The sequence below is a fragment of the Micromonospora inyonensis genome, assembly GCF_900091415.1.
Lineage (GTDB): Bacteria > Actinomycetota > Actinomycetes > Mycobacteriales > Micromonosporaceae > Micromonospora > Micromonospora inyonensis.
Genome location: NZ_FMHU01000001.1, coordinates 2,961,381 through 2,981,962, shown reverse-complemented (window position 1 = coordinate 2,981,962; position 20,582 = coordinate 2,961,381). Strand labels below are relative to the sequence as shown.

The window sequence follows — 20,582 nt, the reverse complement described above, 5'->3', positions numbered from 1 at the left end:
GGCAAGGCGCGCTGAGAAGGCGGCACCGCCATGGCGCACAACGCGACGGGCGCCGCACCCCGGTCGGGGTGCGGCGCCCGTCGTACGTGCCGTGCGTGGGCTCGCCGGTCAGTTCTTCCGGTCGAGGTCGCTGGCGGTGTCCTCCTGGTAGGTGGCGCCACCGTCGGACTCGCTGGTCAGCGGCTTGGCACCACCCTCGGGGGGCCCGGCCAGCGACTGGCCGGCGGCCAGCTCGGGGAACTTTTCGTCGAACGCCGGCCGCTCGGAGCGGATCCGGGGCATCCGGTCGAAGTTCCGCAGCGGCGGCGGGCAGCTCGTCGCCCACTCCAGCGAGTTGCCGTGGCCCCACGGGTCGTTCACCTCGACCACCGGACCGGTCTTGTACGACTTCCAGCAGTTGTAGATGAACGGCAGGGTCGAGATACCGGTGATGAACGCACCGATGGTCGAGATCATGTTCAGCGTGGTGAAGCCGTCGCTGGGCAGGTAGTCGGCGTACCGCCGGGGCATGCCCTCGTTGCCGAGCCAGTGCTGCACCAGGAAGGTGGTGTGGAAGCCGATCGTCGTCAGCCAGAAGTGCACCTTGCCGAGGCGCTCGTCGAGCATCCGGCCGAACATCTTCGGGAACCAGAAGTAGATGCCGCCGAAGACCGCGAACACGATCGTGCCGAAGAGCACGTAGTGGAAGTGGGCCACCACGAAGTACGAGTCGTGCAGGTGGAAGTCGAGCGGCGGGCTGGCCAGCAGCACACCGGTCAGACCACCGAAGAGGAAGGTGACCAGGAAGCCGAGCGCGAAGAGCATCGGCGTCTCGAAGCTGACCTGGCCCCGCCACATGGTGCCGATCCAGTTGAAGAACTTCATACCGGTCGGCACGGCGATCAGGAAGCTCAGGAAGCTGAAGAACGGCAGGAGCACCTGACCGGTGGCGAACATGTGGTGCGCCCACACGCTCATCGACAGGCCGGCGATGGCGATCGTCGCGCCGACCAGTCCCTTGTAGCCGAAGATCGGCTTACGGGAGAAGACCGGGATGATCTCGGTGATGATGCCGAAGAACGGCAGCGCGATGATGTACACCTCGGGGTGGCCGAAGAACCAGAAGAGGTGCTGCCACAGCATCGGTCCGCCGGTGTCGGGGCTGAACACGTGCGCACCGAGGATGCGGTCGGCGGCGAGCGCGAAGAGCGCGGCGGCGAGCAGCGGGAAGACCAGGATCACCAGGAGGCTGGTGACCAGCATGTTCCAGGTGAAGATCGGCATCCGGAACATGGTCATCCCGGGGGCGCGCAGGGTCAGGATCGTGGTGATCAGGTTGACCGCGCCGAGGATGGAGCCGAGACCGGAGATGGCCAGGCCGACCACCCACATGTTGGCCCCGATGCCCGGGGAGTGCGCCTCGGTGCTCAGCGGCGTGTACGCCGTCCAGCCGAAGTCGGCCGCGCCGCCGGGGGTCAGGAAGCCGGCCAGGGCCATCGTCCCGCCGAACAGGAAGAGCCAGTAGGCGAAGCTGTTCAGCCGGGGGAACGAGACGTCCGGGGCACCGATCTGCAGCGGCACCACGTAGTTCGCGAAGGCGAACACGATCGGCGTCGCGAAGAAGAGCAGCATCACCGTGCCGTGCATGGTGAAGAGCTGGTTGTACTGCTCCGGCGAGAGGAACTGCATGCCGGGACGGGCCAGCTCGGCGCGAAGGATCAGGGCCATCAGGCCACCGATCATGAAGAACACGAAAGCGGTGACCATGTACATGATCCCGATCTGCTTCGCGTCCGTGGTACGCAGCATCCGCGCGATGGCCGAGCCCTTCACCGGCTCTCGGACCGGCCAGGGCCGGGTCACGACCGGCTTGGGTGCGACGGTGGTCACGAGTGGCCTCCGGTTCTCGTTCGTCCCCCTCGGCACGCGCTGGTAATTGCGAGCCGTAGTCCGAAGGAAGGATAGTCCCCGGCAGGTCGACACGCCGCGCCGGGTGGTCGGACACGCCCTGCAGCCGTCGGCTGGTCGGGGCTCACAGCGGATCGACCAACAGCCGGTAGTGCTCCTGGAAGATGCGCCCGCCCCGCCCGCGCAGCAGTGGGTCGCGCAGCGCCGGGGGGACGTCCCGGGTCCGGTCGCGGTCGCGGGTGCGGTCCCGCACCCACTTGGTACGCGGCCGGCGGCGGCTCTCGTACGCCACCAGCGCCGACTCCACGCTGCCGGCGGCGTGCAGCGACTCGGCGAGCACCACCGCGTCCTCCAGTGCCATCGCCGCCCCCTGGGCCAGCGTCGGCGCGGTGGCGTGCGCGGCGTCGCCGACCAGCACCACCCGCCCCCGGGACCACCGACCCAGCTCGACCTCGTCGGTGGGCCCGACGTGCACCCGGTCCAGGGCGTCGAGCACCCGGGGCACCGGACCGCCGTAGGAGCCGAACACCTCGCGCAGCCGGGCCAGCGGGTCGGCCGGCGGCGTGGTGCCGACCTCGTCGGCGTAGCAGTAGAGCCGTCCCCCGCCGACCGGCATGACCACGAACCCGGCGCGCTGGCCGAGCAGGGCGGTCCACTCGGCCACCGGTGGCCCGCCCCGGACCATCCCCCGGTAGACGATCTGACCGGCCGGACGGGCCGGACCGCCGAGCGCGGCGAGCGTGCGCACGCCGGACCGGGGGCCGTCCGCACCGATCACCAGGTCGTACTCGGTGACGGTGCCGTCTCCGAAGGTGACGGTGACCGCGTCGGCCGCGAGGTCGAGGGTGCGCACCTCGGCCCCGTGGTGGACCGCCCCGCCGGCCCCGGTGAGCAGGACGCGGTGCAGGTCGCTGCGGGGCAGGGCCCGGCACTCGCCGACCCCGGCCCAGAGCCGGTTCAGGTCGACCTCGCAGAGTTCACTGCCGGCGGCGTCGAGGAACCGCTGCCGGTGGATCACCTGCCCGAGTGGACGGACGGGCAGGTCGAGGTCGAGCCGGCGCAGTGCGCGGGCGGCGTTACCGGGGAGGTAGAGGCCACTGTCCGGCGGTTCCGTGACGGTCCGTCGCTCGGTGACGTCCGGGCGGTATCCCGCCATTCGCAGGGCCCGGGCCGCCGCGAGCCCGGCGATGCCCGCGCCGACGACGAGAATGCGCAGGGGGGATCCACCCATGCTGGTGTACGCCTCCGAGGGGAGCGGCACGCGTTGAAGGCAAGAGACTACTCCCCGCAACCGACCCATGGAAGATCCGATCGGATGGCGCGGGATCTCCCCTTCGACCGAGGGGTGGACCCAGGGCGCACGAACCGGAGCGGTCCAGTTGACCCAGAACGGCAGCACGGTGACCGCGCGGAACCTCAGCTACAACGGCACCGTCTCCCCCGGCGCCCCGGTCACCTTCGGCCACCATGCGTCGATGAGCGACAGCTACTCCGCGCCGAACGGCTTCACCCTCAACGGCACCACCTGCACCCGTATCTGACGTACCCGGCGCTCCGGCGGCAGGACCGGTGGGACGGACCCCGGCGAGCGGACCGACCGGCGCGGAACGCCGACCTAGACGATGAAGTCGGTCGGTGCGTTACGCCTGTCGCCGGGGTCCCCCGGGCCGCCCAGGGCGTCGATCGTGCTCCGCTCCTCGGGCGTCAGCGCGAAGTCGAAGATGTCGGCGTTGGCCCGGATCCGGGCCGGCGTGACCGACTTGGGGATGACCACGATCCCGTGGTCGACGTGCCAGCGCAGCACCACCTGGGCCGCGGTGACGCCGTGCGCCTCGGCGACCCCGGTCAGCACCGGGTCGGTGAGGTCGGTGGTCTTGAACGGGCTGTACCCCTCCAGCACGACCCCGCGTTCCCGGTGCTCGGCGTGCCGCCGGGCGTCGTACAGCATCGGACCCCAGCGGATCTGGTTGACCGCCGGGGCCTCCGCCGTCGCCTGGATCAACTCGTCGAGCTGCGCGGTCGAGTAGTTGCTCACCCCGGCGGCACGGGTCAGGCCGTCGTCGCGCGCCTTGAGTACCTGCCGCCACATCCGCACGCTGTCGCCCGGAGCGGCCGGGGGCCAGTGGATCAACCACAGGTCGACGTGGCCGGTGTCGAGGGCGGCCAGGCTGGCCTCCAGGACGTGCCGTTCGCGCCCCACCCCGTCCGAGGGGATCTTGGTGGTGACGAAGACGTCGTCCCGGTGCAGCCCGCTGTCCCGGATCGCCCGTCCCACCTCCTTTTCGTTGCCGTACATGGTGGCGGTGTCGACGTGCCGGTAGCCGGCGGCGAGGGCGGTCCGCACGGCGTCGTAGGCGGACTGGCCGGACGCCTGCCAGGTGCCGAAGCCGAGCAACGGCATCCGGACGCCGCGGGGCAGGACGACGGCGGGTTGGTCCGACGGGCTCATACCGGTCCGCGTACCCACCTGCTCCGGTCCCATGCCGCTGCGGAGGCGTCCGGATTCGCGGACAATGTCCCCATGGCCGACCGGCTGCGCGAGTACCGGTGCAAACGCGACGCCGGACGGACCCCGGAGCCGGTGCCGCGACGCTCGCCCAGGGGGCCGGACCCGGGCGACGGGCGGAGCCGGTTCGTGATCCAGCAGCACCATGCCCGCAGCCTGCACTGGGACCTGCGCCTGGAGCGCGACGGCGTGCTGGTCTCCTGGGCCGTGCCGCGTGGGCTGCCCCGCGAGCCCGGCCGCAACCATCTGGCCGTGCACACCGAGGACCACCCGATCGAGTACCTCGACTTCCACGGCGAGATCCCGGCCGGCGAGTACGGCGGCGGTCGGATGACCATCCACGACCGGGGCACGTACCGGTGCGAGAAGTGGCGCGACGACGAGGTGGTCGTCCGACTGTCCGGTGAACGCACCGCCGGCCGGTACGTGCTCTTCGCCACCGGCGGCACGGACCGCGACTGGATGGTCCGGCGTACCGACCCGGCGCCGGAGGGCTGGGTGAGCATGCCGGACCGGATCGCGCCGATGCGCCCGACGGCCGCCGGACAGCTGCCGGCCGACGGGGCCGCCTGGGGGTACGAGCTGCGCTGGGACGGGGTACGCGCGCTGGCGTACGTCTCCGGCGGCCGGCTGCGGCTGCTCGCCCCGACGGACGCCGACGGGGAGCCCGACGTCACGGCGGCGTACCCCTGGCTGCGGGACATGGCCGAGGCGCTGGCCCCGACCGAGGTGGTGCTGGACGGGATCCTGGTCGACATCGACGCCGCCGGTCGGGTGCGTCCGCCCCGTCCGGCGCGGGCCGGACGCGTCGACCCCGCCGGCCAGTACCTCGTCGTCGACCTGCTCTGGCTCGACGGGGTGTCCAGCGTGGACGTTCCGTACGCGCAGCGCCGGGAGCTGCTGGACGGGCTCGCCCTGGGCGGACCGCACTGGCAGACCACGCCATGGTTCCCCGGTGCGGGCGCGGAGACCCTGGCCACCGCCCGAACGCAGGGGCTGCCGGGCGTGCTGGCGAAGCGGTTGGACACGACGTACGAGCCCGGCCGGCGCAGCCCGCACTGGCTGAGCGTCGACGCACACTGAAGCTCCGCGCTGCCTGCCGGGTCAGTCGCCCCCCGGTTCGGTCAGCTCCCAGGCGGCGTTGATCAGGCCGATGTGCGAGAGCGCCTGCGGGAAGTTGCCGAGCATCCCACCGGTGACCGGGTCGACCTGCTCGGCAAGGAGCCCGAGGTCGTTGGCGTGCCCGGCCACCCGGGTGAAGAGCGCCTCGGCCCGCTCCCGCTCGCCGGCCAGGACGAGGCACTGCACCAGCCAGAACGAGCAGAGCAGGAACCCGCCCGGGTCGGCCGACCAGCGCCGGACCAGCCCGTCCGGAGTAGCCAGGTCCCGCTCCACCGCCGCGATGGTGGCCCGCATCCGGGGATCGGTGGCGGGCAGGAAACCCACCACCGGCAGGTAGAGCGCGGAGGCGTCGAGTTCGTCGGAGCCGAACGCGCCGGTGTACGCGCCGATCCGCTCGTTCCAGCCCCGCTCCAGGACCGTCGCGCGGATCTCGTCGCGCACCGCCCGCCAACGCACCGGGTCGGCCCGGTCCCCGAGCTGGGGGGCCAGCTCCACCGCGAGCCGCATGGTCACCCAGCAGAGCGCCTTGGAGGAGACGTGGTGGCGCTCGTCCTCCCGGGTCTCCCACATTCCCCGGTCCGGCAGCCGCCAGGTCGCGGCCACCTGCTCGGTCAGACCGACCACCGTCTCCCGCAGCTCGTCGTCGAGCCGCTCACCGAGGTACTCGTGCAGCCGCCAGACCGCCGAGACCACCTCGCCGGGCACGTCCAGCTGACGCTGCCGCCAGGCGTCGTTGCCCAGCCGCACCGGCCGGCTGTCGGCGTACCCGCGCAGGTGGGTTATCTCGTGCTCGGCCAGGCCACGCTCCCCCTCGAGGCCGAAGAGCACCGGCACCGGATCGTCGCCGAGCTGGCCGATCGACCGGGACGCCCAGGCGAAGAGGCGGGACGCCTCGTCCGGGCAGGCCGCCACCCAGAGGGCGTGCAGGGTCATCGCGAAGTCGCGCAGCCACGAGTAGCGGTAGTCGTAGTTGCGGTCTCCCCCGAGCCGCTCGGGCAGGGAGGTGGTGAGGGCGGCGGCGACCGCGCCGCTGCGGGTGTACGTCAACCCCTGGAGCACCGTCGCGCTGTGCCGTACCAGCCCGGCGTGGCGGCCCTGGTAACGGTGCGACTCCCGGAACGCCTGCCAGGCGAGGACCGTGTCGGCGAGCGCGTCGACCGGGTCGAGGCGAGCGGGGACCCCGCCGTACGCCGGGGCGTACGCCAGGTCGAAGCCGAGGCGGTCGCCGGCGGAGACCGCGAAGTCCGCCCGGACCCGGTCCCGTTCGACGTGCAGTGGTGGGCCACCCCGCAGTGCCAGGGCGACCGGGCCGGCCTCGGCCCGTACCGTGCCGTCCGGCAGCTTCCGCAGATGCGGCGTGAGCAGCCCGTACTCGGGCCGGGGGGTGAAGTCGAGGCGCATCGGGACCCGCCCGCTGAGCCCCTCGACGACCCGGAGCAGCACCGCCGGGGAATTGTGCCCCAGCTGGTGCGCCCGGGCACCGGGCTCGGCGGCGAGCGCGTCGGTGACCGCGACGCTCCCCTCGGGCGTGTGGTGCACGGTCCGCAGCACCAGGGTGTCGGGCAGGTACGCCCGCTCCACCCGGCCGGTGCCGACCGGGGCGATCCGCCACCGGCCCGCCGCGTCGTCGAGGATCCGCCCGAACACGGCGGGCGAGTCGAACCGGTCGGGGCACCACCAGTCGACCGAACCGTCCCGGCCGACCAGTGCGCCGGAACGGCAGTCGGAGAGGAATCCGTAGTCGGAGATCGCCGGCCGGTCCACCTGCCCGGCGTACCCCGATCCGCCCTGTTCAGACCCTTGGTCCGCCGCCTCCGGAGCGCGCGGGGGCTACTGGGCCGTGGTCGGCGGCTCGTCCTTGCCGGCGGCCTCCATCTCGTCGGCCTCCTCCTTGGTCCGGTGCACGACCTGGTCGGCGTGCTCGGGCGGGCCGTAGACGGTGTACAGCACCAGCGGGTTCGGGCCGGTGTTGACGAAGTTGTGCTTCGTGCCGGCCGGTACGACCACCAGGTCGCCCTGGTTCACGGCCTTCGTCTCGTCCGCGACCCGGGCCTCGCCGGTGCCGCTGACGAAGGTCAGGATCTGGTCGGTGTCCTCGTGGACCTCCTCGCCGATCTCCCCACCCGGCGGGATCGTCATGATCACCAGCTGGGTCTGCTGTCCGGTCCACAGGACCCGACGGAAGTCGGGGCTCCGCTCGGCGACGGTCGCGATCGTGTAGTGCTCCATGTCCTGCCCATACCCGGTGCCGACCCTGGTCACGCCGCCACCTGGACAATGGAGGACTTTTCCACAGCGGTCAGGTTTGCGGCCTCCCGGAAGGGGCATCATGCAAGCTGACCGACGCGGCACGCCGGAGGTCGGTCGAGCCAGGTCCCCGCTGGCGTACCGCCGCAGGCTGCGACGGTGGGAGACGGCCAGAGCGCGGCGACGTGACGACCCCGCAGCGGGGTTCGGAACGGCGCCGCGCGCTCATGTCCGGCGTCGGCTGCCGGCCCTCCGCCAGCCCCTGCTGACACCACACGCACCGCGCCGCCCACACCACGAGACCACCGACCCCACCTCGGCCGTCGGGACGAGAGTCGGATACCCGCCTGCGGCGACCCGGCACGCGATTGTCCGCACCGAACCCGCAGACCCCACAATGGAGGGCCGGTCACCGGTGCGGCAGCGGGAGGAACGAGCTTGAGTCAGGAGACTGAGCCGAGCGCGGCGACGACGACCGCCCCGTCGAGCACCCGATCGCGACAACTCCGGCTGGTGGCGTTGACGGTCGTGCTGACCGTACTGGCGGTGGCCCTGGTCCCCGTCGTGCTCGACACCGGGCCCCCGACCCGCGACGAGCTCATGGAGCGGGCCGGGATGAAGGGCAAGCGGGAGCTGCTCATCGGGGTCAAGGACGACCAGCCCGGCATCGCGTTGCAGCTGCCCGGGGGCGGCTGGCGGGGCTTCGACATCGACATCGCCTACATGATCGCCAGCTATCTGGACTTCGACCGCAGCAAGGTGGTGCTGCTGCCGATCGAGAGCGAGGATCGGGCCCGGCGACAGGCCCCCTACAACAACCGGTTCGTCACCGTCGACATGGTGATCGCCTCGTACAGCGTCACCGACGAACGGACCCGGGAGGGCGCCACCTTCTCCGCGCCGTACCTGCACACCGAACAGTCGGTGGTCACCCTGGCGGACGAGCCCGGCCCGGTCAGCAGCCTGGAGGACCTGCGCGGGCGGCGGGTGTGCACGCTGACCACCTCGACCTCGCAGAACCGGCTGCGCGACGTGGGCGCCGAGGCGTACGGCCGGAACAAGATCAGCGAGTGCGTCCAGGAGTTGTACGACGGGCGCACCGACGCGGTCACCACCGACGCGGCGATCCTGGCCGGCTTCGTGACCTCCAGCCAGGACCGGGACGCCTTCCCCACCACCCTGAAGAACGTCAAGCCCCTGCGGCACTGGGACATCGGCTCGTCACCACAGGAGCGGTGGGGCGTCAACACCGGCCCCAACACGGCCCTGCGTGACCTGGTCGACCTCGCTCTGCACGCGTCCGCCAAGGACGACGAGGACAAGGTCTGGGAGGAGGCGTACGACGACAACCTCCGCTGGCAGCAGCCGTTCAACCGGCCGCAGTCGGTCGCCGAGGAGCAGCAGCCCGAGCCGAGGAAGGTGGAGGTACGGCAGTGGCCGTGGGAGAGGTTCGCGCTACCGCTGCCGGGTCACCCCGGACCGCCGGTGGCCCCGGTACGGACGGCCGCCCGCGCCGGACGGCAGGGGCGCGGCAGGCGCAGCAGTGGCTGCTGACGCTCGTCCCGGCGTTCCCCGTCCTGCTGCTGGTGCTGCGGCTGTGGCAGCTCAGCCGGCAGGACAGTTCGACGATGCTGCTGCTGGTGCAGTACGTCAGCCCACTCGGGCTGCTCAGTGCCCTGCTCATCGCGCTGGTCTGGGCGGTGCCGCTGGGCGTGCTGGTGGTCGGGGTGCTCGGCCGGCTGCTGCGGCTGAGCGCGCCGGAGCAGTTCGACCCGGAGCGCTCGCTGCTCGCCTCCGGCACGGCCCGTACCCCGGGCTGGGTCCTCACCGCCGCGGTGTCGCTGGCCGCGCTCACCTGGCAGCTGCGGTTCCTCCCGGCCCTGCTGATGCTCGCCCTCTGGCTGCTCGCCCTGCGCACCCGGTACCTCTACCCTGACCGCCCGCTGCGGATCATGCTGGTCGGCGTGGGGCTGCCGGTGGCGGCGGCCGTGGTGGCGTACGCCGTGCTGGGGCCGGCCATCTGGGCGGCGGTCCGCGCGGACGAGTGGAGCACCGTGGCCCTCCTGGCCGTACCACCGGCCGCCGCCGGCGTGCTGACCGGCCCGCTCCCCCGCCGGGCCGCCCCGGCCCTGACCCACGGGCTGGCGTACACCGTCGCCGCGGCGCTTCCGCTGGTGATGGGGGCGGTGTTCCTGCGGGTGCCCGTCCTGCCCACCGCCGCGATCGAGGTCGCGTCGACGGAGACCGGCCCGGCGGCCGGCGTCGTGCTCGGACACCTGATCACGGTGACCGACACCTCGACGGTCGTACTCGACCGGGGCGGCGTGATCCGGTTCCTGCCCAACAGCCGGGTCCGGACGCAGACCCTCTGCTCCGGGGCCGCCCGGGTCCCGTTTAGCGTGGTCAGCGTGCACGGCTGGCCGGTGGAGGAGACCGCCCTGGACTGGATGATGCCCCGCCGACCGGTCACCCCGCCGGACCAGCGCTGTTCCGGCCGACTGGGCCCCCGATCCTGACCGGCACGTCCGGGTCGTCGCCTGCTCCGCCGAACTGACCGGGGACATCGCGCGGCGCGACCGGTACCGTCGGGCACACGACCTGCTCCGGACCGGCCCGGCCGGGGCGGTCCACGGGTAGGGCGACGAGGTGCGCCGTGCCCTCGACGACCGGTCCGGCGACGAGTCCGACGGGGGGTCCGCCCGATGTTCTGCACCCGTACCCCGGACTGCACCGGCACGGTCGACGAGACCGGTTTCTGCGACCGGTGCGGGCTGGCCCCCCGCCGCGCCGACCGGTCGCCCCGGCGCGGGTCCGGGACGACGCCGCCGGCCGCTGGCGAGACCTGGACGGTGGCCGATCTGGTTCCGCTCCCCGTGCTGGAGTTCCCGACCGACGAGCGGGTCCTGCGCGACCCGGTGGTCCCCGAGCACCAGCGGTTCTGTGCCCGCTGCGGCGGCCCGGTCGGGCGGGGTGGGAAGGACCGTCTGGACCACGGCTTCTGCGTCCGCTGCCAGACACCCTTCGCCTTCGTGCCCGACCTGGAGCGCGGCGACCGGGTCGCCGACCAGTACGAGGTCGTCGGCTACCTGGCCCGGGGCGGCCTCGGCCAGGTGTACCTCGCCAGGGACACCCATCTGGACGACAACCCGGTCGCGCTCAAACGGCTGATCAACAAGACCGACCGGCACGCGCTGGCGGTGGAGGTCGCCGAGCGGCGCTACCTGACCACACTCGACCATCCCACCATCGTCCGGATCTTCAACTTCGTCACCGCCCCGGACCGGCTCTTCGGGGGGCAGGCCAGCTACCTCGTCATGGAGTACCTCAACGGGATGTCCCTGGCCGAACTCTGCCGGGCCGCCCATGACCCGGCCCGGCCGGACATCTCGCTGCCGCTGGAGCACATCCTCGCGTACGCTCACGAGATCCTGACCGCGCTGGACTACCTGCACCGCCGTGGGTTGCTCTACACCGACCTGCACCCCGGCAACGTGATCCGCACCGCCGACCGGATCAAGCTGATCGACCTCGGTGGGGTACGCCGGGTCGACGACCGGTCCAGCCCGCTGGTGGGCACCCCGCTGTACCGGGTCAGCGACCGGGAGGTGGAGACGCACGGCGCCACGGTCCGCTCCGACCTGTATTCGGTCGGGGTGCTGCTGGCAGAGCTGAGCCGTGGTCTCGTCCCCGGGCCGGGGGCCCCGGCCGCCGAGGTCGGGGTGGAGTCGTTCCTCCGGCTGGTGCGGCGGGCACGGCACGCCGAGCCGGAACGCCGCTTCGCCTCCGCGACCGAGATGTCGGAGCAGATCCGGGGAGTGCTGCACGAGCTGCTGCCGACCCGGTCGGTGCACGAGCAGCCCGCGTCCTCCACCGTGTTCTCGCCCACCCCCACGCTCTTCGACGCGGGTCTCGGCGCCGTGCCGCCGCTGGCGCACTGGACCAGGCCGGGGGCCAGCATCCTGCGCGCGCACGGCCAGCCCGCTCCGGCTGCCGTGGCCACCGGTCTGCCGGTGCCCCGTCCCGCGTCCGGCGACCCGGCGGCCGAGTTCCTCACCACGGTCGGGGCGCTCGACCCGGAGAGCCTGCTGGACGGCCTCGACGCCTTCGACACCCCCTCCGTCGAGATCGAACTCGCCCGGTGCCGGGCCCGGCTGGAGCTGGGCGACCCGCCCCGCGCCTGGGACGCGCTCACCGCCGCCGAACGGCAGCTCGGCGACGACGCCTCGGTCGACTGGCGGATGACCTGGCACCACGCGTTGCTCGCGCTCACCCAGGGCGACGTCTCCCGGGCCGGCGACCTCTTCGACCAGGTGTACGGGGAACTCCCCGGGGAGATCGCGCCGAAGCTGGCCCTCGCCTACTGCGCCGAGCACACCGGTCACGCCGGCCGGGCGACCCGCTACTACGAGGCGGTGTGGCGACGGGACCGCTTGACGGCGAGCGCCGCGTTCGGTCTGGCCCGGCTCCGGTTGGCCGGGCGGGACCGGACCGGGGCGGTGGCCGCCCTCGACGGCGTCCCCCGCTTCTCCCGGCACCACGACACCGCCCGGATCGCCGCCGTCCGGGCGCTCACCACCTGGCTCGGTGACGAGCCACCCGACGCGGCGTCGCTGAACGCGGCGGTCGGACGTCTCGCGGAGCTACGGCTCGACGGCGGCAGCCCGCACGGCGAGGCCCGCGACCGGCTGACCACGACCGTTCTCGAGGCGGCGCTGGAACGGATCCTGGCTACCGGACCGGACGGGCTGGACGGTGGCGGGACGTTCGGGGAACCGCCCTCGGAGACCGCCCTGCGGCGGCGGCTCGCCCGGTCCTTCCGCGGCCTCGCCCGGCAGCAGGCCCGCAACCGCAACGACCACGGCGTGCTGCTCGACCGGGCGAACACCGTCCGTCCCCTGACCCTGCTGTGACGCGTGAGGAGTGATTCGGTGTCGACCGTCCCCCTCGGCTTCGACCTGCACCTGGAGTACGACCACCTCCTCTCCCCCGCCGACCGCGAGCTGCACGGGATCCTCACCGTCACGGCACGCGCCCGGGACCGGCGGCCGGCGGCCGGGACGGACCGGCCGCGGCTCGCTCTGGTCGACGGATCGGAGTCGACGGCCCGCCCGCCGACCGGGATGCCCGTCGCCCCGACGGCCGCCGCGATCGTGGTGCCGCAGGTCCGGCTACGGATCAGGACCGTCGCCCCGAACCGGGTGCTGTTCTGCCGGCAGGTCCACCCGACGGTGCGGGACCTGACCGGCGTACCGGTCGACGACCGGACGGTGGACCACCCGACCGGCTCGTGGGGTGAGGAACGCCGGGAGTACCACCTCTGCCTGGCCGTGGACGGCACGGACCGGCCCCGGGACGAGGACCTGTTGGCGGCCCGGATCGACCTGATGGTGGCGGACACCGCGCAGACGCCCCCGGTGGCCGCGCTGGTGCGCTGGACGGACGACCCGACCCTGCCCGGTCAGGTCGACCCCCGAACCGCGTACGACACCGGTCGCAAGGATCGGAGCCGCGAGGTCGTCGACGACGGCGAGGGCCACGACAGCGACGACCTCTCGGCCGCCGGCCCGCTGGGGCGGGCGGTCAGGCTGGCCGCCGTGGCCGGTGACACCCGCCGGCTCGGGGAGCTGGGACTGCTGGTCGACGCCGAGGATCCTGCGCCGGGGCAGGTGCCGGGGCGGGCCGACCCGTCCCGGCCGGAGCCGGTCGGTTGGTCGTACCCCCGGCACGACGGCCCGCCTCCGGCGGAGCCGGGAGCGACCGGCGGCGCCGTCCGGACCTGCCGGTGCGGCCGCGGGTCACCACCGGGCGCCCGGTACTGCGAACGGTGCGGGACGGAGTTCGACGTGCCGGGACCGGTGCCGGCGTGAGCGCGGCCACCTTGACCAGCACCACCCGGCGGGATCTGCGGCGCCACCGGCGGGCCCTGCTGGTCGCGACGGCGGTCGCGCTGGCGGGCTGCCTCTCGGTCTTCCTCGTCGTGCACCGGACCGCCGACGCGGTTGCCCGGCAGTCCGTGCCGTCGGTCCTGGCCGTCTACGACACCCAGGTCGCCCTCCGGGCCGCGCACGGCGCGGCGCTGGCCGGTTTCTCCGACGGCACCCGACTCCTCGGCGGCCCCGGCGAGGAGTACCAGAACCGGATCGCCGCCGCCGGACAGCACCTCGCCGAGGTCGCCGAGCGGAATGCGGCCGGTGAGACGGGCAGCGGCGACATCCAGGTGGTCGAGGCGCTCCTGGTCACCTACACCGGCCTGATCGCCCGGGCCGACGTGCACTTCCGGCAGGACCGGGACAGCGCCCTCGGCACCGCCTCGCTCTGGGACGCCGCCAGCCTCCTGGAGGAACTCCTGCTCCGGCTGGACCGGCTCCGGGAGGCCCAGCTGAGGGCCCTGGACGACCAGGTCGGTCGGGTGTGGACCAGTCCGGCCGCGGCCGGGGTCTGGCTACTGCCGGTGCTCGTCCTGGTCGGGTTGCTGGTACGGGCCCAGCGGTTCCTGCGCCGACGGTTCCGCCGCCGGCTGAACGCCCCCCTGCTGCTGGCGACCCTCTTCGTGGTGCTGATGGGCGTCGCCACCTCGTCGAGCCTCTGGTCCGCCGGGCAGCTCACCGCCGCCCGGGAGTCGATCAGCGAGGTCGACGGGCACCGCCGGGAGCAGCTGGCCCTGCTGGCGGCCGGGGACACCGACCGCCTCACCGACCGGCTCGAGGCGGCCTGCGGAGGGCGGGACGGGTGCCCGCGCACCATCGACCTGGTCACCGCGGCCGGCGGCGCTCCGCCGGACGGCGACACGCAACCGGCGGGGCCGAAGGGGGGCACGGAACCGGCTGGGCCGAAGGGTCGCGCCGAACCGGCGGCGACCACCGCCGACCCGGCCGGCGACGCACGGACCAACGGCGACGTCGCCATCGACCGGGCCACCCGGGCGGCCAACAGTTTCGGCGGCGAGATCGTCCTGTCCGTCGCGGCGCTCTGTGCCGCGGTGGCCGTACTGCTCGGCTTCCAGCCGCGCCTGGATGAATACCGGTACCACGAACGATGAGACGCCGAATCGGTCTGCTGCTGCTCCCGGCCCTGTTCGCCGTCGGGGGCGTCGTCGCCTGCGCGGACGCGACCCCGACCGGACGGGTCACGGTCATCGCCTCCTGGTCGGAGGCGCCCGCGGACGACGGGGGAAAACCCCCGGACACCGAGGCCGCCGCCTTCGTCGCGGTGCTCGACGAGTTCGAGCGCAGGACCGGCATCACGGTCGACTACCGGGGCACCCGGGACGTCAGCCAGGTGCTCCGCTCCGGGGTCGACCGGGGCTCCCCGCCCGACGTGGCGGTGCTGCCCCGGCTCAACGACCTCCAGACGTACGTGCCCAGCCGCAAGCTGCACTCGTTGGACGACGTGCTCGGCGGGGACCGGCGGACGGATCTGGAGCCACAGCTGGTCACCCTCGGCGGACGGGTCTACGGGCTCTCCGTCAACGTGATCCCCAAGAGCCTGGTCTGGTACGCGCCCGACCGGCACCCCACCCTGGCCCGGCGTCCGCCGGCCACCTGGGAGGAGCTGGTGGCGTTCAGCGGCGGACGGCGCACCCCGTGGTGCCTGGGCATGGGCGCGCCACCGCTGTCCGGCTGGCCGGGCACGGATTGGATCGAGGACCTCTTCCTGCACCGGTGGGGGGCGGCGACATACCAGGCGTGGACGGCTGGCGACCTGCCGTGGGACTCGCCGCAGATGCGCGAGGTCTGGCAGGCGTGGGGCGAGGTGACCCGGGCCGGCCGGAGCACCCCGAACGCCCTGCTCACCGGCTTCAACGTCGCCGGTCTCGGCATGTTCGCCGAACGGCCGGAGTGCCATCTGGACCACCAGGGCTCCTACATCGTCCGCGACTACCGGCGACAGGCCCCGGACCGGTTCGACTTCTTCCCGTTCCCGCCGTTCGCGGCGCGTGGGGGCACCGCCACGACCACCGAGATCGCCGAGGACGTGGTGGGGATGTTCCAGGACACTCCGGAGGCCCGCGAGTTGATCCGTTTTCTCGCCGGGGAACGGGCGCGACAGGTCTGGCGGGAGGCCAGCGGTGGCCTGTCCTTCACCCTGAACCGGGGCACCGATCCGGCGAGCTACCCGGATGCGGTGTCCCGCCGGATCGCCGGGACCCTGACCCGGGGCACCCTCTGCCGGGATGCGTCGGACCTGATGCCGGCGGCGATGACCGCCGCGTTCCACCGGGCCGTCCTGCACCACCTCGACGACCCCCGGGACCTGGCGACCCTGCTCCGCGAACTCGACACCGTGCGGGACCGGATCCCGGACGAGGAATGGCTGGACCTGCCCTGCCTGAGCCGATAGACCATGGGCCGGGCGCGATGCCACCGGTTGACCGGCAGATCAGCCGAACGGCGCTGTGAGACATGGTCATCGCTCGATACATTGGAGGCCCGTGCGGCCCGGACGCGGCCACGGCGGCCGTGGAACGCATCTGGCGGCGTACCGGACTGATGCCGGAACAGTGCGACCTGCTGCTCGACGCGGGCGAGGTCTGTTGCATGGCGGATCTGCGCGCGGCCGAGCCGCGGGTGCGCCGGTTGGTCGACTGGGCCCGCCGGCACGCCTGGCGATCGGTGACGGTGGCGGCCGGGGCGATGCCTCCCGCCCTGCCCGGACTCCCCGACGGCGAGCCGGTCCGGTTGACGCGCTGGGACTGACGGCTCTGGCAGAACCTCACCGGGCTCGGCGTCGGCTACGCCGACTACGGCATCCGCACCGCCACCCCCGGCCCGCCCGAGCGGCTGCCCGGCATGCGGTACACCGCCGACGGGGCCTGGTGGATCTACCAGTGGTCCCGCCGGGGCGGACGGGGGGACGACCGGGTCGCCGAGTTGTGCCGGGCGGTGGTCGCCGCGCCGCACTGGCCGAGGGCCGGGGCCGGCTTCTCCTGGGGCGACCACGAGATCCTGCGCCGTGCGCGGGGCGCCGCCGGGGCCGGTTCGGCGACCAGCTGGGCGGCCTGGGGGACCTCGCACCACCTGGCCCACGTGCTGGCCGCGCTCCGGCAGCCGGCCGGACCACCCCCGTCGTCTGCGAACGATCGCCGGGGGGAGCGCCCCGACGGCCACCGGCCACGCGGACCGCGCCACGGCGGACGACCGGCCTGGCCGTCGCGGGGCGGCGAGTCCGGGCGGACCGGCTGACGGCGCCCGGCGGCGACCCGGTCCTCACCGGCCGCCGGGCGGAGCCGGCCCGGTGGTCAGTGGGGCGCCGGGCAGCGTCGCCCGGTGGTCAGTGGGCCGGCTTCTCGGTGAAACCGAACTGCACCACCCCCTCCTCGTCGACGCTGGCGTCGACGGAGGTGTCGTTGAGCAGTTCGGCGGCGTCGGAGTCGAGGAAGATCCGGGCACCGTCGGTGTCCACCACCTGGTCGTCCCGGGCCGGCTGCCCGACCAGTTCGACGGCGAGCGAGCCAGCGTCCAGGTCGGCCGTGATGCGCAGCCCACCGGCGTCGGAGACGTCCTGCTGCGCGGCGAGGTCACGGATCACGAGTACGGCGTTGTCGGTCATGGTGAGCATGGCGGATCTCCTCACTGGTGGTCGGGTGGTCGCCGGTGGCCGGCGATCGGTCCCGTCGGACCAGCGCCGGTCGCGGGGCCCCGGTCACACCACCCGGCGGCACGTCCGGACACGGGGCCGCCAGGAACGGGCCCCTCCGGTACGCGGGCGGCCCGGAGCACGGGCCCGCCACTCGCTACAAACAGGGCAACTCGTACCGCCCCCTCCGGCCAACGGTGCCCGCTGCCGAGAGATCCGTCAAGCGGACTCCGGTCATCCGCGCGGTCCGGGCCAATACGTCCCGGACGTGCCGGTCACCGCCGGACTGCGAAGGTCCATCCGGTAGGCGGGGCCGCACCCGGCACGGCACAAATCTTCGCGCTCGGAGCTGTGCTGAAAAGAACCTCCATAACAGCATCGACGGATGCAACGTCGTCGCTACCCTCGGGCCCTCGCGCTGGTCGCTCTCGCCACCGCCCTCGCCACCGCGACCACCAGTGCCGCGCCCACGGCCACCGCCGAGTCCCCCGCCCCCGCCGAGACCCGGCTCAGCGCCACCATCGACGCGATCCTCGCCGACGCCCGACTGGACGGCGCGCAGGCGGGCGTGGTGGTCGCCGACGCGACCACGGGGGACACCATCTACCAACGCAACGGGGATCGCCGGCTGATCCCGGCATCCAACACCAAACTCCTCACCTCGGCCGCCGCCATGGAGCTGCTCGGTGCGGGGCACCGGTTCACCACCGACGTCCTGCACACCGGCGCCCGACGCGGCACCGTCCTCACCGGGGACCTCCACCTGCGCGGCGGTGGCGACCCCACCATGCTCGCCGCCGACTACGACGCGCTCGCCGCCCGGGTCGCGGCGGCCGGCATCCGGGTGGTCGGCGGCAACCTGGTCGCCGACGACACCCGCTACGACGCCACCCGACTCGGCCCGGACTGGACCTGGGACGACGAGCCCTACTACTACGCGGCCCAGGTCTCCGCGCTGACCGTCGCCCCGGACACCGACTACGACGCGGGCACGGTGATCGTCACCGCGACACCCGGGGCGGGTGCCGGGGAACGTCCGCAGATCAGCCTCACCCCGCCGAACGGGTACGTGCGGATCGACAACCGCGCCACCACCGTTGCCACCGGTACGACGAACGTCTCCTTCGACCACGAGCACGGCACCAACACCGTCGTGGTGACCGGCCAGGTCGCCGTCGGCGCCGCCCCGACCAGCGACTGGGTGACGGTCTGGGAACCCACCGGGTACGCCGCCGACGTGTTCCGCACGGCGCTGCGCCGGCAGGGCGTACAGGTGCTGGGGCGGACCGTGCTCGGACGGGCGACCCCAGCCAGCGCGACCGGCATCGCCCGTCACGACTCGATGCCGCTGTCCGAGCTGATGGTGCCGTTCCTGAAGCTCTTGAGGTGACCCTTAACACGCATCGACAAACAGCCTCTGGCCAGCGAAAACGCTCAGGCAACCTGGCTCCACGTGTCGTCCACCTCGACGCGGAACGGCTTCGACCACACCCGCACCCGCGAGATCAGCTTCCGCAACGCATCTCGCCGCGCCTGCACCGGCAGCGTCGGCCACTCCTCGATCAGACCGTGATAGGCGGCTGGCTCAACCCGGCGGATCGGCTGAACCTCCCGCTGCACCTCGTCAAGTTCGGCGGCCAGCCGGTCGCGAACACCTTGAATCTCGTCGGCGGCAGCCTTGTAGGCGTGCTCGGGGACAAGCTGCCTAGCCCGGTCAACGGTTAGTTGGGTGAGCGCCTTGTCCTGCTCGGTGATCTGTCTGCGCAGATTCTTAGCGCGGTCTTCGGCGACGTCCCAGCGCCGTTGCTGGGCTTGCGCCGTGCGGGTAGCTGCGTCCAGGTCACCGATGAACTGCGTGAGCCACGCGAACACGTCAGCTTCCACGTCCGCGATCTTCACCATGCCGTTGCGGCAGCCCCGCTCGCTGCGTGACTTGCACCGGTACCACATGGTGCCGCGCCGGTCGGGGCGGGCGGTGAGGGCAGTCAAGCATTCCCCGCACTTGACCAGGCCGACCAGCACGTGCGGAGAGGCTTTCGACCTGGACGGCATGACCGACCGGGTCTCCCTCGCTGCTAGGTAGTCCGCCCATTCCTTGCTGGTGATCACGGGATCGTGGACGCCTTGTAGAAGCTGGCCTCGGTGCACGAAGAACCCGGCCCCGAAGCCCGTGTCGAGCATGAGCTGCACGGCTTGGTAGCGGAACGGGCAGCCGTAGGTGGTTTGATGTCCGTGGTCGTTCAGCCAGCGGGCTATGGCGGTGAAACCTTGGGACCTCTTCCGGCGGGTCCTCATGTTCGGACGGAAGCTCGGTGTCACCGGTGTCGCTCACGGCGGTGACGGCACTATCGCAAGCTGCGGTGGCTGCCCCGTGATCCGGAGCCTTCTTGCCGCAGGTGTGCCGCTGGTTTACAAGCCGGCAACGCACACCTTCCCGGCGCGTGCAACCAGTAACGCGACAATGACCGGTCGTTGAGGTGACTCGCAGCGGACGGCAGGATCACTCGGTGACCGACTCCGCCGAGTGGCAGACACTCTTCCCCAGCGTTCCTGACCGTCCCTGCGGGCAGCGGCCCGGCAGCAGCCCCTCCCAGCATCCCCGACCGACAGGAGTCAGGTTGGAGATAAACGCTTTACGCCGTCGACTACGGCGTGCGTGCTCCTAGCGGAAGCATGAAGGCTATGGATATGCGTCCGTTCCTCGACGCCCTGGCCGCAGCATGGGACAGCTGCCCGCCGTGCACCACGCACCACTGCCGGGCGGTGGCGGCAGACCCGGCGCTTACGGTGCACGTTGTGGGAGTGGCCCTGTGCGGGCTTGGCCACGACCTGGCCACCGCCCGTCAACTCCTCTGCAAGCTCGACCCGGACGGCGCTGCTATCGCCCTGACGATCCGAAACAGCGGGCTGCTGCCGGCCGTTGAGATCGCCACGGAGATGGGGCCAGATCGGCGGGAGAGCGCCGCTAGGATCGCTATGAACGCCATCGTCTCGGCAGGCTGGTACGACGTACCGGTGTCGAACTTCGTTCCCCCGGTTAACCGGCCATCGACAGATCACCTCCGCGACGACGAGATGCTGGCAACCTTGCGCAGCGACGGCTACCTGCCATACGGGCACTGACAGGGTTCGGAGGGGTCGGGCTCGCCACATGCGCCCGGCCCCTTCCGTCTCAGTCGCAGTAGTTTGGCCCCGGACCTGGTGGCGAACCACCGGGCCGGGGCCATCGCAATTCACACGCGCG

At 72.6% G+C, this 20,582-nt stretch carries 17 protein-coding genes and 1 pseudogene; 11 read left to right on the top strand and 7 right to left on the bottom strand.

The window, feature by feature from the left end:
* Positions 1 to 108 precede the first annotated feature (108 nt).
* Together ctaD and GA0074694_RS13485 are read right to left on the bottom strand one after the other, a co-directional pair.
* Positions 109 to 1,869, bottom strand: coding sequence for an aa3-type cytochrome oxidase subunit I (ctaD, locus tag GA0074694_RS13490; RefSeq protein WP_091457858.1), 1,761 nt, complete (start codon positions 1,867 to 1,869; stop codon positions 109 to 111).
* A gap of 142 nt (positions 1,870 to 2,011) precedes the next feature.
* Entirely contained in the window at positions 2,012 to 3,118 is a 1,107-nt protein-coding gene (locus tag GA0074694_RS13485) for an FAD-dependent monooxygenase (protein ID WP_091459122.1), read from the bottom strand.
* A 148-nt stretch (positions 3,119 to 3,266) separates the two neighbouring features.
* Here GA0074694_RS13485 and GA0074694_RS13480 point away from each other — a divergent pair, with 148 nt between their 5' ends.
* Complete coding sequence (locus tag GA0074694_RS13480) at positions 3,267 to 3,428, top strand: cellulose binding domain-containing protein (protein WP_245714674.1); 162 nt, start codon at positions 3,267 to 3,269, stop codon at positions 3,426 to 3,428.
* A 74-nt stretch (positions 3,429 to 3,502) separates the two neighbouring features.
* Here the strand turns inward: GA0074694_RS13480 and GA0074694_RS13475 are convergent, their stop codons facing one another.
* Positions 3,503 to 4,336: an aldo/keto reductase gene (locus GA0074694_RS13475; protein ID WP_091459120.1), complete on the bottom strand. Its 834-nt coding sequence runs from the start codon at positions 4,334 to 4,336 to the stop codon at positions 3,503 to 3,505.
* Between the two features lie 72 nt (positions 4,337 to 4,408).
* Here GA0074694_RS13475 and GA0074694_RS13470 point away from each other — a divergent pair, with 72 nt between their 5' ends.
* Positions 4,409 to 5,476, top strand: coding sequence for a DNA polymerase ligase N-terminal domain-containing protein (locus GA0074694_RS13470; RefSeq protein ID WP_091457852.1), 1,068 nt, complete (start codon positions 4,409 to 4,411; stop codon positions 5,474 to 5,476).
* Between the two features lie 21 nt (positions 5,477 to 5,497).
* On the opposite strand, the gene GA0074694_RS13465 is transcribed toward GA0074694_RS13470, so the two are convergent.
* Both GA0074694_RS13465 and GA0074694_RS13460 read right to left on the bottom strand, forming a co-directional pair.
* Positions 5,498 to 7,279, bottom strand: a complete 1,782-nt coding sequence (locus GA0074694_RS13465; RefSeq protein WP_091457849.1) for a glycoside hydrolase family 15 protein — start codon at positions 7,277 to 7,279, stop codon at positions 5,498 to 5,500.
* Between the two features lie 66 nt (positions 7,280 to 7,345).
* Positions 7,346 to 7,744, bottom strand: coding sequence for a cupin domain-containing protein (locus GA0074694_RS13460; RefSeq protein ID WP_091459118.1), 399 nt, complete (start codon positions 7,742 to 7,744; stop codon positions 7,346 to 7,348).
* A gap of 456 nt (positions 7,745 to 8,200) precedes the next feature.
* Between GA0074694_RS13460 and GA0074694_RS13455 the strand changes: the two genes are divergently transcribed.
* The 7 genes and pseudogenes from GA0074694_RS13455 to GA0074694_RS13425 all read left to right on the top strand — a co-directional run bounded on the left by GA0074694_RS13455 (position 8,201) and on the right by GA0074694_RS13425 (position 16,944).
* Complete coding sequence (locus GA0074694_RS13455; RefSeq protein ID WP_091457846.1) at positions 8,201 to 9,316, top strand: transporter substrate-binding domain-containing protein; 1,116 nt, start codon at positions 8,201 to 8,203, stop codon at positions 9,314 to 9,316.
* Complete coding sequence (locus GA0074694_RS13450) at positions 9,202 to 10,278, top strand: hypothetical protein (protein ID WP_176737896.1); 1,077 nt, start codon at positions 9,202 to 9,204, stop codon at positions 10,276 to 10,278. The genes GA0074694_RS13455 and GA0074694_RS13450 overlap by 115 nt, the downstream gene beginning before the upstream one ends.
* A 186-nt stretch (positions 10,279 to 10,464) precedes the next feature.
* Entirely contained in the window at positions 10,465 to 12,672 is a 2,208-nt protein-coding gene (locus tag GA0074694_RS13445; protein WP_091457840.1) for a serine/threonine-protein kinase, read from the top strand.
* Positions 12,673 to 12,690: 18 nt separating this feature from the next.
* Positions 12,691 to 13,629 carry a zinc ribbon domain-containing protein gene (locus tag GA0074694_RS13440; protein WP_091457832.1) on the top strand — a complete coding sequence of 313 codons (939 nt, stop codon included), beginning with the start codon at positions 12,691 to 12,693 and terminating at the stop codon, positions 13,627 to 13,629.
* Entirely contained in the window at positions 13,626 to 14,801 is a 1,176-nt protein-coding gene (locus GA0074694_RS13435; protein WP_141714090.1) for a hypothetical protein, read from the top strand. The genes GA0074694_RS13440 and GA0074694_RS13435 overlap by 4 nt, the downstream gene beginning before the upstream one ends.
* Entirely contained in the window at positions 14,798 to 16,102 is a 1,305-nt protein-coding gene (locus tag GA0074694_RS13430; RefSeq protein WP_091457826.1) for an ABC transporter substrate-binding protein, read from the top strand. Before GA0074694_RS13435 ends, GA0074694_RS13430 begins: the two co-directional genes overlap by 4 nt.
* 62 nt (positions 16,103 to 16,164) lie before the next feature.
* Positions 16,165 to 16,944, top strand: a pseudogene (locus GA0074694_RS13425) (beta family protein).
* Between the two features lie 88 nt (positions 16,945 to 17,032).
* Here the strand turns inward: GA0074694_RS13425 and GA0074694_RS13420 are convergent.
* Complete coding sequence (locus GA0074694_RS13420) at positions 17,033 to 17,320, bottom strand: adhesin (RefSeq protein ID WP_091457822.1); 288 nt, start codon at positions 17,318 to 17,320, stop codon at positions 17,033 to 17,035.
* A 403-nt stretch (positions 17,321 to 17,723) separates the two neighbouring features.
* On the opposite strand from GA0074694_RS13420, the gene dacB reads away from it, so the two are divergent.
* Entirely contained in the window at positions 17,724 to 18,728 is a 1,005-nt protein-coding gene (dacB, locus tag GA0074694_RS13415; protein ID WP_091457818.1) for a D-alanyl-D-alanine carboxypeptidase/D-alanyl-D-alanine endopeptidase, read from the top strand.
* Between the two features lie 44 nt (positions 18,729 to 18,772).
* Here dacB and GA0074694_RS13410 read toward each other — a convergent pair whose 3' ends face one another.
* Entirely contained in the window at positions 18,773 to 19,633 is an 861-nt protein-coding gene (locus GA0074694_RS13410; RefSeq protein WP_091457815.1) for a recombinase zinc ribbon domain-containing protein, read from the bottom strand.
* Positions 19,634 to 20,020: 387 nt separating this feature from the next.
* On the opposite strand from GA0074694_RS13410, the gene GA0074694_RS13405 reads away from it, so the two are divergent.
* Positions 20,021 to 20,461: a hypothetical protein gene (locus GA0074694_RS13405; RefSeq protein WP_141714088.1), complete on the top strand. Its 441-nt coding sequence runs from the start codon at positions 20,021 to 20,023 to the stop codon at positions 20,459 to 20,461.
* The last annotated feature ends 121 nt before the right edge of the window (positions 20,462 to 20,582 follow it).

Bases quoted from the DNA above. Each gene is read 5' to 3' on its own strand.
- GA0074694_RS13410 (WP_091457815.1), bottom strand. From the start codon at position 19,633: ATGAGGACCCGCCGGAAGAGGTCCCAAGGTTTCACCGCCATAGCCCGC.
- GA0074694_RS13405 (WP_141714088.1), top strand. From the start codon at position 20,021: ATGGATATGCGTCCGTTCCTCGACGCCCTGGCCGCAGCATGGGACAGC.
- GA0074694_RS13430 (WP_091457826.1), top strand. From the start codon at position 14,798: ATGAGACGCCGAATCGGTCTGCTGCTGCTCCCGGCCCTGTTCGCCGTC.
- dacB (WP_091457818.1), top strand. From the start codon at position 17,724: ATGCAACGTCGTCGCTACCCTCGGGCCCTCGCGCTGGTCGCTCTCGCC.
- GA0074694_RS13485 (WP_091459122.1), bottom strand. From the start codon at position 3,118: ATGGGTGGATCCCCCCTGCGCATTCTCGTCGTCGGCGCGGGCATCGCC.
- GA0074694_RS13460 (WP_091459118.1), bottom strand. From the start codon at position 7,744: ATGGAGCACTACACGATCGCGACCGTCGCCGAGCGGAGCCCCGACTTC.
- GA0074694_RS13470 (WP_091457852.1), top strand. From the start codon at position 4,409: ATGGCCGACCGGCTGCGCGAGTACCGGTGCAAACGCGACGCCGGACGG.
- GA0074694_RS13445 (WP_091457840.1), top strand. From the start codon at position 10,465: ATGTTCTGCACCCGTACCCCGGACTGCACCGGCACGGTCGACGAGACC.
- GA0074694_RS13420 (WP_091457822.1), bottom strand. From the start codon at position 17,320: ATGCTCACCATGACCGACAACGCCGTACTCGTGATCCGTGACCTCGCC.
- GA0074694_RS13475 (WP_091459120.1), bottom strand. From the start codon at position 4,336: ATGAGCCCGTCGGACCAACCCGCCGTCGTCCTGCCCCGCGGCGTCCGG.